At 69.7% G+C, this 13,113-nt stretch carries 9 protein-coding genes, 1 tRNA gene and 2 pseudogenes; 6 read left to right on the top strand and 6 right to left on the bottom strand.

Annotation, left to right across the window (positions count from 1 at the left end):
* Positions 1–23: 23 nt before the first annotated feature.
* Positions 24–1,049: an NAD(P)H-dependent glycerol-3-phosphate dehydrogenase gene (locus Y590_RS02575; RefSeq protein ID WP_060768514.1), complete on the bottom strand. Its 1,026-nt coding sequence runs from the start codon at positions 1,047–1,049 to the stop codon at positions 24–26.
* A 540-nt stretch (positions 1,050–1,589) separates the two neighbouring features.
* On the opposite strand from Y590_RS02575, the gene Y590_RS02580 reads away from it, so the two are divergent.
* Complete coding sequence (locus Y590_RS02580) at positions 1,590–3,065, top strand: methyl-accepting chemotaxis protein (protein ID WP_060768515.1); 1,476 nt, start codon at positions 1,590–1,592, stop codon at positions 3,063–3,065.
* Between the two features lie 17 nt (positions 3,066–3,082).
* Here Y590_RS02580 and tsaD read toward each other — a convergent pair whose 3' ends face one another.
* Positions 3,083–4,126 (bottom strand): tRNA (adenosine(37)-N6)-threonylcarbamoyltransferase complex transferase subunit TsaD, encoded by a 1,044-nt coding sequence (gene tsaD / locus Y590_RS02585; protein ID WP_060768516.1) that lies wholly within the window; start codon positions 4,124–4,126, stop codon positions 3,083–3,085.
* A 177-nt stretch (positions 4,127–4,303) separates the two neighbouring features.
* On the opposite strand from tsaD, the gene Y590_RS02590 reads away from it, so the two are divergent.
* Entirely contained in the window at positions 4,304–5,017 is a 714-nt protein-coding gene (locus tag Y590_RS02590) for a uroporphyrinogen-III synthase (protein ID WP_060768517.1), read from the top strand.
* A gap of 106 nt (positions 5,018–5,123) precedes the next feature.
* Here Y590_RS02590 and Y590_RS27180 read toward each other — a convergent pair whose 3' ends face one another.
* On the bottom strand, positions 5,124–5,828 hold the full coding sequence (locus Y590_RS27180) for a hypothetical protein (protein ID WP_245517675.1): 705 nt from the start codon (positions 5,826–5,828) through the stop codon (positions 5,124–5,126).
* A gap of 52 nt (positions 5,829–5,880) precedes the next feature.
* On the opposite strand from Y590_RS27180, the gene Y590_RS02595 reads away from it, so the two are divergent.
* The 3 genes from Y590_RS02595 to Y590_RS02605 all read left to right on the top strand — a co-directional run bounded on the left by Y590_RS02595 (position 5,881) and on the right by Y590_RS02605 (position 9,354).
* Entirely contained in the window at positions 5,881–7,452 is a 1,572-nt protein-coding gene (locus Y590_RS02595) for a COG4223 family protein (RefSeq protein WP_286161840.1), read from the top strand.
* A gap of 117 nt (positions 7,453–7,569) precedes the next feature.
* Positions 7,570–9,105 (top strand): heme biosynthesis protein HemY, encoded by a 1,536-nt coding sequence (locus Y590_RS02600; RefSeq protein WP_060768519.1) that lies wholly within the window; start codon positions 7,570–7,572, stop codon positions 9,103–9,105.
* Positions 9,106–9,264: 159 nt separating this feature from the next.
* A tRNA-Ser gene (locus Y590_RS02605) sits at positions 9,265–9,354 on the top strand.
* A gap of 70 nt (positions 9,355–9,424) precedes the next feature.
* Here Y590_RS02605 and Y590_RS25335 read toward each other — a convergent pair.
* A protein-coding gene (locus tag Y590_RS25335) for an IS630 family transposase (RefSeq protein ID WP_144439908.1) occupies positions 9,425–10,368 on the bottom strand; the annotation gives its coding sequence in 2 pieces (ribosomal slippage) (positions 9,425–10,035 and positions 10,035–10,368; 945 coding nt in all).
* 90 nt (positions 10,369–10,458) lie between these two features.
* Positions 10,459–11,352: pseudogene (locus tag Y590_RS02620) on the bottom strand (IS3 family transposase); the annotation flags it as partial.
* Positions 11,353–11,427: 75 nt separating this feature from the next.
* Here Y590_RS02620 and Y590_RS02625 point away from each other — a divergent pair.
* The gene (locus Y590_RS02625; protein WP_060768523.1) at positions 11,428–12,471 is read left to right on the top strand and encodes an IS110-like element ISMex9 family transposase; all 1,044 of its coding nucleotides are present in this window, start codon (positions 11,428–11,430) and stop codon (positions 12,469–12,471) included.
* Positions 12,472–12,730: 259 nt separating this feature from the next.
* Here the strand turns inward: Y590_RS02625 and Y590_RS02630 are convergent.
* Positions 12,731–13,012: pseudogene (locus Y590_RS02630) on the bottom strand (transposase); the annotation flags it as partial.
* Positions 13,013–13,113 lie beyond the last annotated feature (101 nt).

Genomic DNA, 13,113 nt, shown 5'->3' on the forward strand with positions numbered 1-13,113 from the left:
CCCGGCCCCTCTGCGGGAGACGCTCACGCCGTCTCCGCCTTGAGTGGCCGCGACAGCAGGCCGGTCATCGCCGCATCGACCGTCAGCGCTCCGGCCACGACCGCGGCGACGGCCTCGGCCACCGGCATTTCGACCTCCCGCGCCCTTGCGAGATCGACCAGCGCCTGCGCGGTGAAGGCGCCTTCCACGAGCTTGCCGCCCGCGGCCTCCTCGGGCGAGGCGCCCTTTCCCAACCGCTCGCCGAAGGCGAAGTTGCGCGATTGCGGCGAGGACGCGGTGAGCACGAGGTCGCCCAGGCCCGACAGCCCCATCAGCGTCTCCGCCCGGCCGCCACAGGCGCGGGCAAAGCGCATGAGTTCGGCGAAGGCGCGGGCGATCAGCGCGGCGCGGGCGCTCTCGCCGAGACCGCGGCCCGCGACGATGCCGGCGGCGATCGCGAGCACGTTCTTGCCGGCACCGCCGACCTCGACGCCGCGCACGTCATCGGTGTGATAGAGCCGGAAGGCCGGCCCCGAGAGCAGCCCGGCGAGCCGCGCCGCCAGGGCCCCGTCCGCCGCAGCGAGCGTCACGGCCGTGGGCAGGCCGCGGGCGACGTCGGAGGCGAAGCTCGGCCCCGACAACACCGCGACAGGGGCGCCGGCCGGCAGCACCTCCGCCGCCACCGCGCTCATGAAGGCGTCGCTGCCCCGCTCGATCCCTTTGGCACAGAGCACCACCGCGGCGCCGGGCGCCAGCGAGGGCGCCAGCGCCGCCAGCACCGAGCGCAGGGTCTGGGCCGGCACGACGAGCAGCACCGTGCCCGCCGACGCCAGCGCGGCGGCCTCGGCCGTGGCGCGCACGCCCGGATGCAGGGCGACGTCGGGGAGATAGCGCTCGTTGGCGCGTGCCTGCTGCATCCGCGCGGCAGCCTCGGGATCGCGCATCCAGAGCGTGACCGGACGCCCCGCCGCGGCGGCGGCGTTGGCCAAAGCCGTGCCCCAGGATCCGCCGCCGACGACGGCCACGACCTCGTCCCGCCGCTGCGTGCCTGACTTCATGTCCGCCTCCATCGGGAACCTGGTGCAGTCCGGCCTGTTACGGCCAAGGCGCAGCCCCGGCGCCACATCGTCAGCTCCGCGATAACGACCTGCCGGCGGAAGAGCGAGCACCGATCCGCGATCATGCGACAATGGAGACCCCAACCCGGTGCGCCGCGCGCTCACTTGCATTGATCACAATATTCTTTGAGATCGGCTCGGGCGCTATCGACCCGTCACGGCATTTTCGACGGAGATCGAAGCAAAAAACGACTACGTGCCGCAACCTCAAGAAAAACCGGCAACCTCGACTCCCCGGTTGCGTGACATCGGCTTTCGTGTTCCAGCCTCATACCCTCGCAGGATTACTTTTCATTTATTCTAGTTGCGTTTGTCTGATTTTTACGAAAAAAACCCTGATAAATAGACGCCCGTTTCAGCCAGATAAAATATCACGCATCCAGCGAAACGGTAAAATTTACACAGGTCGAACGAACTGGCATTAACGGTTGCTTAAAAACCTTAATGGAAAACAGCTTTCACCGTGACTTGCGGTGCCTGGAGCGTTCAGCTGTGGCGATCTTCCATTCCGAACAAGATTCCATCCTTGCTGCCGTCGATCGTGCTCAAGGCCGTATCGAGTTCGCAATGGACGGCACGATCACGAACGCGAACGCCAACTTCCTCGACCTCATCGGCTACACCCTCGATGAGGTGCGTGGTCGTTCACACGCGATGTTGATGCCGCCCGAACAGCGCGAGAGCCCGGAATACAAGGCCTTTTGGGAGGCTCTGCGCCGGGGCGAGTTCCAGGCCCGAGAGTTCCGGCGCATCGGCAAGGACGGCCGGTCGATCTGGCTCCAGGCCGCCTACAACCCGATTCTCGACCGGCGCGGGCGGCCCTACAAGGTGGTGAAATTCGCCACCGACATCACGGCCCAGACCGAGCGCAACGCGGGCTACGAGGGGCAGATCGCCGCGATCAACCGGTCTCAGGCGGTGATCCATTTCGGCCTCGACGGCACGATCACCGATGCCAACGCGAACTTCCTCGATGTCCTGGGTTACCGGCTCGACGAGATCCGCGGCCGGCATCACAGTCTTTTCGTCGATCCCGAGGAAGTGAAGAGCACGGCCTATGCCGCGTTCTGGCGGTCGCTCGCGAACGGCACCTATCAAGCCGGCGAGTTCCGGCGGCTCGCCAAGGGCGGACGCGAGATCTGGATCTACGGCACCTACAATCCTGTTCTCGACAGCGAAGGGCGCCCCTGCGCCGTGGTGAAATTCGCCAGCGACGTCACCCAGGCCGTGGCCGACCGCCTTCGGCGGGCGAACGGGCAGCGCGCCATCGAGTCCGATCTCGGCACCATCACCGGCGCGATGTCGCAAGTCAGCCGTCAGGCCAACGAGACGGCGGCCGCGGTGGCCGTGACCTCCGACAACGTCCAGTCCGTTGCCGCGGGCGCCGAGGAATTCGCAGCCTCGATCCTGGAACTCAGCCGCCATGCCTCGCAGGCCAAGTCCGCCGCCGACGCGGCCGTGAGCCGCGCCGAGGAGGCGGGGGGCATCGTCAGCGGATTGACCGCCACCGCCGAGCGCATCGGCGAGGTGGTCTCCGTGATCCGCTCGATCGCCGACCAGACCAACCTGCTCGCGCTCAACGCCACCATCGAGGCGGCCCGCGCCGGAGCGGCCGGTCGCGGCTTTGCCGTGGTCGCCACGGAAGTGAAGGCGCTGGCGAGTCAGTCGTCGCGCGCCACCGAGGATATCGGTCAGCAGATCGCCGCCGTGCAGGATTCCTCGGCCCGGGCCGTCGATGCGATCCGTGCCATCGTCTCGACCATCACGGATCTCAGCGAGATCTCGATGAGCGTCTCCTCCGCCGTCACGGAGCAGGCCGCGGTCACGCAGGAGATCGCGAGCAACATGCAGACCGCCGCACGGAGCGTGGACGCCGTGCGCCGCAACGCTGACGGCATCGCCCTCGCGGCGAACGAGGTCGATCTCTCCGTGCAGAAGGTGACCGCCTCCGCCCGCGCGCTCGCCTGAACCGGGAAAGCGCGGCCTCAGGCGGCCGGGGCGACCGCGGCGAAGGGCCAGCGGGCGCGGGCCGGGACGGTGAGATCGTCGACGAGGCCGAGGCGCAGGCGCTCCAGCCCCGCCCAGGCGATCATCGCGCCGTTGTCGCCGCACAGCGGCAGCGGCGGCGCGACGAAGCTCAAGCCCACCTCGCCCGCCTGCGCGGCGAGTGCCCGGCGGATCGCTCCGTTGGCGGCCACACCGCCTGCCGCGACCAAAGCCGTCGGATGCCCGGCGACGCCCGCGAAGGCGCGCAGGGCGACGCGGACGCGGTCCACCACCACATCCACCACCGCCGCCTGGAAGCTCGCACAGAGATCGGCCACGTCCTGCGAGGCGAGGGGTTCGAGCCGTTCGGCCTCGATGCGCAGGGCCGTCTTGAGGCCCGACAGCGAGAAATCCGCCTGCCGCCGCCCGATCATCGGCCGAGGCAACGCGAACCGCTCCGGATTGCCGCTCTCCGCCTGCCGCTCCACCTCGGGGCCGCCGGGATAGCCGAGCCCGAGAAGCTTGGCGACCTTGTCGAAGGCCTCGCCGATGGCGTCGTCGATGGTGGTGCCGAGCCGGACGTAATCGCCCACCCCCTTCACCGCGACGAGCTGCGTATGCCCGCCCGAGGCCAGCAGCAGCAGATAGGGGAAGGCGAGCCCGTCGGTGAGCCGTGGCGTCAGCGCGTGCGCCTCGAGATGGTTGACCGCGAGGAGGGGCTTACGAGCGACGAGGGCCAGGGTCTTGGCCGTGACGAGGCCGATCAGCACACCGCCGATCAGGCCGGGCCCGGCGGCGACCGCGATCCCGTCGATGTCCTTCAGCGTCGTCCCCGCCCGCTGGAGCGCCCGGGCGATCAGCCGGTCGAGCACCTCGACATGGGCGCGGGCGGCGATCTCCGGCACGACGCCGCCATAGGCCGCGTGCTCGGCGATCTGGCTCAGCACCTCGTTGGAGAGGATCTGTCCGCGCTCGTCCTCACCGAGCGTCACGACGGCGGCGGCGGTCTCGTCGCAGGTTGTCTCGATGCCGAGGATCTTCATGAGTGTCACGCTGACGTCCACGCACCGTTGCGTGCCGGGGGCCGGCCCGCCTACTCCATGTCTCGCGAAATCGCGGTCATACCGGTCGCGACACCATGTCTACGACGAAACCGCCGACGGATACAGGTGAGGCACAACGCCGACGGACGCTGTGGATGGCGTGAGGGAGAGGGGCGTATGCGGATCTGGGTGTCGCGGCCCGAGCCGGGCGCGAGCCGCACGGCACGGCGGCTGGCCGAGCTCGGCCATGCGGCGCTGGTGGCGCCCGTGCTGCGGATCGCGCCGAGCGACGGGCCGCCGCCGGCCGGCCGGTTCGACGGGCTGATCCTGACGAGCGCCAATGCCGTCGCGCCGCTCGCCGCAGCGGGTCTTCCCGAGGCACCGGTCTTCGCCGTCGGCACCCGCACCACCGAGCGGGCGGAACGGGCGGGCCTGCGCTCCGTGCACTGTGCCGACGGGGACGCCGTCAGCTTGGCCCGGCTCGTCGCGGCCCATGTGAGGCCGGGCGGCACCCTTCTCCACGCGGCCGGCGAGGACCGCAAGGCCGAGCCCGCCGCGAGCCTCACGGCCGCGGGCTACGGCGTCACGACCTGGACCGCCTACGCGGCTCTGGCCGAGGCGACCCTGCCGGAATCGGTAGCGCGGGCGCTGATGGGACGGGACGGCGCGCCGCCGCCCGATGCGGCCCTGCATTTTTCACGGCGGAGCGCCGAAATCGCGGTGCATTTGTCCGGCAAAGCCGGTCTGAGCGGAGCGTTTCGGGCGCTGGCGCATTACTGCCTGTCCCCGGACGTGGCCTTGGGACTGGTCGAGCTCGGCGTCGCGGCCCATTTTGTAGCGGCGCGCCCGAGCGAGGAGGCTCTCCTCGCCGGTCTCGCGGCTTCGGACTGAACGACCTCGTCGCCCCTGCGGGCCGATGGGGACGCGAGAGCGTGCCGGAGCGTCGGAGATGGAACCCGGAAGCGGTTCCGATGGATGACGGCGCCGGTTCGCTCTTCTATGGGAGCACACTGCGCCGGTGCGGCGGCTGAATGGAGCGAACGCCCGTGACTTCACCCAAGGACGGCGCCAGGGATGGTGCCAAGTCGCCGGAGCAAGGCAAGTCTTCGGAGCAAGGCAAGTCGCCGGAGCAGGCCAGGGAAGCGGCCAGGGACGTGACGAGGGATTCGCCCCGGCCCGCCGACAAGGCGATGGGCAAGCCTGCCGAGCCGTCCGCAGCGGCCTCCACCACGAAGGTCGAGCCGGCCAAGGCGGGGCCAGCAGCGTCGGAGCCGGTCAAGTCCGAGCCCGCAAAGGCGGGTCCGACCGGCAGCAGCGCCCTGCCCAATAGCGGTGCGCCGGGCTCTTCCGCGCGCCCGCAGGACGTTCGAGCGGACGCGCCGTTGAAGCCGGGTGCCACGGGCAGCAGCGCGATCCCTCCGTCGACCGCCGCCTCGACCAGCGCAGGAACGACGTCCAACAAACCCACGGAGCCCGGACAGCTCTCCGGCGCGCCGGCCGCTGCCTCCGGCACACCGGGAGGCAATGCACCCTCGAAGCCGGGCGCCACGGGCAGCAGCGCGATTCCGCCGAATCCGGCCGGGACCAAGGCCACCGATGCCAAGCCGGACACGTCCGCAAAGGCCGGCAGCAGCACGGTGAAGCCGGAGACACCGGCCTCCGCAAGTGCCACCGCCGGCAGCGCCAGCTCCGGCGGCACCAAGCCGGATGCGACCTCCGGAGCCAAGCCGGGAGCGGCGCCGGGTGCCACGCGCGTGACGGAGACGGCCTCGCTGACCGACGGCCCGATCCTCGATCTCAAGGCCAAGCGCCTCTCCGATGCAGCGGATGCCACCAAGCCGGGCGCGAGACCCGATGCCGGCAAGGAGAGCCCGGGCACAGCCGCTTCGGCCAAGGATGCCGCTAAGGAAACGCCCAAGGAAGCCGCGAAGGCAGTGCCGGCTCGCGGTGGCGCGGGCTTCGGTTCCGTGGCCGCCTCGGGCCTGCTGGGCGGCCTGATCGGCGCCGGCCTTCTCTACGGCGTCACCACCTATCAGCGGGGCGCCGATCCGCGCCTCGCAACACTCGATAAATCCCTGGCGGGCCTTGCCACGAAGGATTCCGTGGCCGGGCTCGACAAGCGCCTCGCCGCCACCGAGCAGGCGCTCAAGCCTCTGCCCGACGCGATCGCCCGGGCGGAAAATGCGGCCAAGGCCGCCGCCGACCGCGCCAATGAGGCGCTGCAGAAGGCGGGCGCCGCCCCCGCCACGGCCCCCTCGGCCGATGGTTCGGCTCCGGCACCGGCCGTTCCCGCCGACATCGCGGCCCGTCTCGATGCCCTCGATCAGCGCGTCTCGGCGCTGCAGGAGGAGCCCGGCCGCGACGGCACGGCCGAGGTGAAGACCGCGCAGACGATGGATCCGGCCGCCCTCGCCGCCCTCGACGATCGGGTCAAAGCGCTCGAAGCGAACGGCGCCAAGAGTGCCGCGTCCGACCTTTCGGACAAGATCGCGGCGCTGCAGGCGGACGTCGCGTCCCGTGCCAAGGCGGACGAAGCGGCCGAGGCCGCCCTCGGCAAGCGTGTGGACGAGGTGCAGAAGGCGCTGGACGGGCGCATCGCCGCCGCGACCCAGACCGTGCAGGAGGCGACGCAGGCGAGCAAACAGGCCGCCGATGCCGCCCAGACCCGCGCCGACGAAGCCGTGAAGGGCCTGGAGCGCAAGCTTCAGGAACAGTCGGAGCGGATCGCCGGTCTCGACAAGGCCGTCGATCAGAGCGCCAAGCAATCCACGGTGCAGTCGGCCCTGCGCATCGTTGCGGCCGACCGGATCGCTTCGGCGCTGGAGGCGGGCCAGCCCTACCCGGATGCGCTCGCCAGCCTGCGCAACCTCGAACCGGCGGATTCCAAGCGCCTCGACGCGCTCGGCCCCTTCGCCGACAAGGGCGCGCCGACCGCGGCAAGTCTCGCGGCGGAGTTCCGCCGGATCGCCGAGAAGATCGCCGAGGCCAAGCGCGCGGCCCAGGCCAAGTCCGTCGCCGAGACCGGGAGCGTGGGCGACCGTCTGATGAACATGGCGAGTTCCCTGGTGCAGGTGAAGCGCGCCGACGGACCCGCCGCGGGTGGAAATCAGTCCGCCGCCGGCAGTGCGGCTTCGACCGCGCAGGTTCAGGCGGCGCTCGACCGCGGCGACCTCGCCGAGGCGGCCAAGGCCTACGCCGCCCTGCCCGAGGAGGCGCGGGCGCAGGGCGGTGACTTCGGAACGCGACTCTCGTCGCGCGCCGAGGCGGCCCGTGCGACCCAGGCGCTGCTCGCCGATGCCTTCACCGGCTTGCCGCCGGCACGCTGACGGCCAGGACCGGCATCGATGACGAAGAACCAGCCGCGCCCCGCGCGGCGTTCCCCCCTTCCCCTCTGCCCGGGCCGCGTGCGCCCGCTCCCCGTGCTCCCAAGGAGGCCCTGACCCATGTGGCGCGCCCTCGTCTTCCTGGCCCTCTTGGCCGTCGCCGCCTACGGCGCGGTGTGGATCGCCGACCATCCGGGCACCGTGACCGTCGTCTGGAACGGCTACGAGATCGGCATGAGCCTCGCCATCGCCCTCACCGGCGTGCTGGTGGCGGCGATCGTCCTCGGCCTGATCTGGGCAATCGTGACCGGCGTGATCGGCTTACCCGCCAGCATCAGCCGCTCGACCCGCGAGCGCCGCCGCAACAAGGGCCTCGCCTCGCTCTCGCGCGGCATGATCGCTGTCGGCTCCGGTGATCCGCTCGCCGCCCGCCGCCACGCGGGCGACGCCGAGCGCCTGCTTGGCAGCCAGCCGCTGACGCTTCTCCTCAAGGCCCAGGCGGCCCAGATTTCCGGAGACAGGGACGCGGCCGAGCGTGCCTTCCAGCGCATGGCGGACGATCCCGAGACCCGCGTGCTGGGTCTGCGCGGCCTGTTCGTCGAGGCCCGTCGCCGTGAGGACGAGGGCGCCGCCCGCGCCTACGCCGCCGAGGCCGCCCGCCTCGCGCCGAGCGTCACCTGGGCGAACGAGGCGGTGCTGGAGGCGCAATGCGCCGACGGCGAGTGGTCCGCCGCGACCGAGACCGTGGAGCGCCGCGCGGCGCTCGGGCTGATGGACAAGCACGCAGCCCGCCGTCAGCGCGCGGTGCTGCTCACCGCAGCCGCCCAGCGCCACGAGGCCGGCGAGCCCGATACCGCCACCGAGCAGGCGCTCAAGGCCGTCAAGCTCGCCCCCGACCTCGTGCCGGCGGCCGTCATTGCCGGCCGGCTGCTCGCCCGGCGCAACGATCTGCGCAAGGCCGCCAAGATCGTCGAAGCTGCCTGGAAGGCCACCCCGCATCCGGAACTCGCCAAGGTCTACCTCAACCTTCGCACGGGCGACTCGGCCCGCGACCGGCTGGCCCGCGCCGAGAATCTCGCCAAGCTCTCGTCCTGGGAGCCGGAATCGCGTCTGGTGATCGCCCAGGCCGCAACCGAGGCCAAGGATTTCGGCCGCGCCCGCGAGGCGCTGGCGCCTCTGGCCGACGACCGGCCGACGGCGCGCGTCTGCCGGATGATGGCGCGGATCGAGGCCGCCGAGCATGGCGCCGAGAGCGGGCGCTCCCGCGAGTGGCTGGCCCGTGCCGCCCGCGCCCCGCGTGACCCGGCCTGGGTCGCCGACGGCATCATCTCCGAGCGTTGGGCGCCGGTCTCGCCGGTCTCCGGCCGTCTCGACGCCTTCGTGTGGAAGACCCCGCCCGAAATCCTGGCTGGCCCCGAGGACGACGACGCCCCCGCCCCGGCTCCTGCCGAACCCACCGTCCCGGTCGCGATCCCGACCGCGCCCGTGCCGGCTCCGGTCACCACGGACAGCCCGGCCCCGTCTACGCCCGGCTTCCTCCAGACCGGTGCAGGCACCCCCTCGGTCGTGCCGACGCCCGCGCCGGTCAATGGCCCCACCGGCCCGTCACCGGCCACGCAAGCCACCCCGACGGACCGCCCACGCCGCATCGCCTGAAACCGCACGCCGCCCGGACCGCAAGCCGGGCGGCGCATAACGCTCGCGTCTGTGGCATTCTTCGCCTTGCCAGACGCCCACGCCCCGGCTACAGACCCGCACCTGCCGCAAGAGACCACCGCCCGCGCCCAGCGCCCGCGTCGGTCCCCGGCCGGTTCTGGAGGGGTGGCCGAGTGGTTGAAGGCGCACGCCTGGAAAGTGTGTATACCGGAAACGGTATCGCGGGTTCGAATCCCGCTCCCTCCGCCAGCTAATTCGGCTAGGCGCCTAACTGATTTATGATTTTCGGCTTTGGCCAAACACCTAGAGCGTTTTCGGTTTAATCTGGTTCGTATCCTGCTGCGGCGAAGAAGTTGGCGCACTCGTCTGGCGTGACGGTGTCGACGAGGCGTCCGATGGCCGACCACAATCCCTCGACGGTTCGCTCGGCCGCTTTGCGCAGGAGCGCCTTCAGCTTCGAGAACGCCATCTCGATGGGGTTGAAGTCGGGCGAGTAGGGCGGGAGGAACAAGAGCCGCGCGCCGGCTGCCGCGATCGCGGCACGCACGGCCGGCCGCTTGTGGCTTCCAAGGTTGTCCATGACGACGATGTCGCCGGGGCCGAGTTCGGGCACCAGAACCTGATCGACGTAGGCCTGGAAGGCGTCGCGGTTGATCGGCCCATCGAGCACGAACGGCGCGGCGATCCCGGACAGGCGCAGGCCGGCGACCAGGGTCGTGGTCTTCCAGTGACCGTGCGGGATGGGCGAGCGCAGCCGCTCGCCGCGCGGTGAACGCCCACGGGTGCGAGCCATGTTGGTGGAGGTCCAGGTCTCGTCGAGGAAAACCAGGCGCGCAGGGTCGAGATCGGGCTGGCCCTCGAACCAGGCCTCGCGCGCCGCTTTCACGTCCGGGCGTTCCTGCTCGGCGGCGTGAGCTGTCTTTTTTTCTAGGTGAGATCGCGTGCGTCGAGGAAGCTCCACAGGGTGCCGAGCCCCACCGTGAGAGCGTGCTCGTCCCGGAGCCGGGCGCGCATCTCCTCAAGGGTGATATCGTCTTGTCCGTCGATCAGTCCGCGCAAGAAGGCCTCGTGCGGATCGAGCTTCGAGCGGCGCGCTCGCCCTTGCGGACGAGCGGCCACCGTCCCAGTCGTCGTGAGCGCGGCCATCCAGCGGATCGAGGTCGCGATGCCGACCCCAAACCGCGCGGCCGCCTGGCGGCGCGAAGTCGTTGCCGCGGCCTTCACCACGCGCTCGCGCAGGTCCTGGCTGTAGGGTCGGCCCATGCTTCGCTCCTTCTCAAGAGCGATCAGTGAATCAGCCCAACAGCTTCGCGTGAACCCCACCTGCCCGATTCAGCTCAGACCGAAAACGCTCTAGAGAATCGTCGGTCGTGTGACGATGGCGGGGCGAGCGGACGGCGCTGAGCCGCTCGGCCCTGCCGGCCAGATGACGACCTCTGGTGCGGGCGGCTGGTAGCCCAACGACGAGTGCGGGCGGATGCTGTTGTAGTGTGTCCGCCACTGCTCGATCACGACGCTGGCCTCCTTGAGGGTGTGGAACACCTCGCCGTTGAGGAGTTCATCCCGCAGCTTCGCGTTGAAGCTCTCGCAATACCCGTTTTCCCATGGACTGCCCGGCTCGATGGAGGCGGTCTGCGAGCCAACCGCTGCGATCCAGTCCTGGACAGCTTTCGCGATGAACTCTGGGCCATTGTCTGACCGAATATGCCCCGGCACGCCGCGCAGGCTGAACAAATCCGAGAGGACGCCGATCACGTCGTGCGCCTTCAGCTTGCGTGATACACGGATGGCCAAGCACTCACGAGTGAACTCATCGATCACGTTCAGCATCCGGAACTTGCGACCGTTATGCGTGCGATGTTCGACGAAGTCGTAAGACCAGACGTGGTCGGGTCGCTCCGGCCGTCGGCGCACGCACGAGCCGTCGTTGAGCCAGAGGCGGGCTCGCTTCGGCTGTCGCGCTGGGACCTTGAGACCCTCCCGCCGCCAGATCCGTTCAACCCGCTTCACGTTGACCGTCCAGCCATCGCGCCGGAGCAACGCCGTGATCCGACGGTAGCCGTAACGGCCGTACTGGAGGGCCAACGCGATGATCGCAGCCGTCAGGGCGGCTTCGTCCTCGACCAAGACAGCGCATTTGCGCTGTGTCGAACGATGCTGGCCCAGAACACGGCAGGCGAAGCGTTCCGATACACCGTGCTCAGCCACGACGTGATCGACACAAGCCCGGCGGCGAGCCGGGCTCAGATGTGGTATTCGGGGTGCCCGGCGCGGTGGAAGCGGCGGCATGATGGCGCTTCGATTCAACCTCGGAGCTCCGCCATGAGTGAGCAGCACCACGTCGGCCTCGATGTCTCCGTGAAGGAGACCGCGATCTGCATCGTCGATCCCCACGGCAAGGTCGTGCACCGCGCCGCCGTCGAGAGCCACCCCGAGGTGATCGGCCGGCATCGGATCGATCTCGGCCATGCCTACGCGCGGGTCGGCCTGGAGGCGGGACCGCTCTCGCCGTGGCTCTACGCCGGCTTGGTCGAGGTCGGACTGCCGGCGATCTGCGTCGAGACCCGTCACATGCACGCCGCCCTCTGGGCGCGCATCAACAAGACCGACCGCAACGACGCCCTGGGCATCGCGCAGATGATGCGGGTCGGGCTGTTCAAGCCGGTCCACGTCAAGACGCCGGCCAGCCAGCAGCGCCGCCTCCTCCTGACCTCGCGCAAGCTCCTGCAGCGCAAGGCCTACGACATCGAGAGCGACCTGCGCGGCCAGCTGCGCAACTTCGGCCTCAAGGTCGGCGTCGTCGGGGCGGTGGGCTTCGAGCAGCGCGTGCGCGACCTCGTGCTCGATCTGCCCTTCGTCGCCGCCGTGGTCCTGCCGCTGTTGGAGGCGCGCGCGGCGCTTCGGACCCAACTCGCCAAGCTGCACAAGATGTTGCTGGAGCAGGTTCGCACCGACCCAGTCTGCCGGCGATTGATGACCGCGCCCGGAGTGGGGCCGGTCGTGGCGCTGACCTACCGCACCTGCGTCGACAACCCGGCCCGGTTGGGACGTTCGCAGTGCGTCGGGGCGCATTACGGTCTGACGCCGCGGCTCTACCAGTCCGGCGAGACGATGCGGGTCGGGCGGATCTCGAAGTGCGGGGATCGGATGATGCGCGCCGCGCTCTACGAGGCCGCGCTCGTGCTGCTGACCGGCTCACGCGGCCGGTGGTCAGGGCTGAAGGTGTGGGGGTTGGCCGTCGCCAAGCGCCGGGGCATGCAGAAAGCCCTCGTGGCCGTTGCCCGCAAGCTGGCGATCGTGTTGCACCGCATGTGGCGCGACGGGACGGACTTCCGTTGGTCGGCCGCGGCCACGACAGCGGCCTGAGGTCCACCGACGCCACCAAGTAACATCGAGCTCCTCCGGCGTGGAGGAGGTCCCTGCGGGGACGACGGGAGCGGGTGAGACCGAGGAAACTCGAGCGCCGGTTTTGCCGAGCGCGCGGCTTAGATGGCTCCGCCCACTCCCTCTGATCCCATCATGAGGCGGCACGCGCCGACCTCGGAGAGAAGCAAGAACTCCGCAGGACCGTTCACGCACTGGATAGGGATGAGCACGCAGGGGAGTTGATCGATGAACCCCGAATAGAGAAGAAGTTTCCCGAAGCCGCCTCCTTCAGGATGAGCTTCTCCAACGTCAGATCGGAAATCGCCCGACGCAGACGCAGATTCTCCATCTCCAGAACCTTCAGCCGCTTAACCTGATCACCCTTCAAGCCGCTGTACTCGGATCGCCAGCGGTAATACGTGACCTCAGTTACCTCAATGGCTCGGATTGCTTCAGCCACCTTCCGGCCTTGAGAGACCAAGACATCGACCTGACGCAGCTTTGCGACGATCTCTTCCGCCGTATGCTTCTTCCGTCCCATGAAAACGTCCTCCACATGGCTCAAAGCCATACCTCAGGGAGGACCACTTTTCAGGGGGTAGGCCATTGAAACATGCAACTAGGCTCCAAATTGTTGCAGTG

This window comes from Methylobacterium sp. AMS5 (assembly GCF_001542815.1).
Lineage (GTDB): Bacteria > Pseudomonadota > Alphaproteobacteria > Rhizobiales > Beijerinckiaceae > Methylobacterium.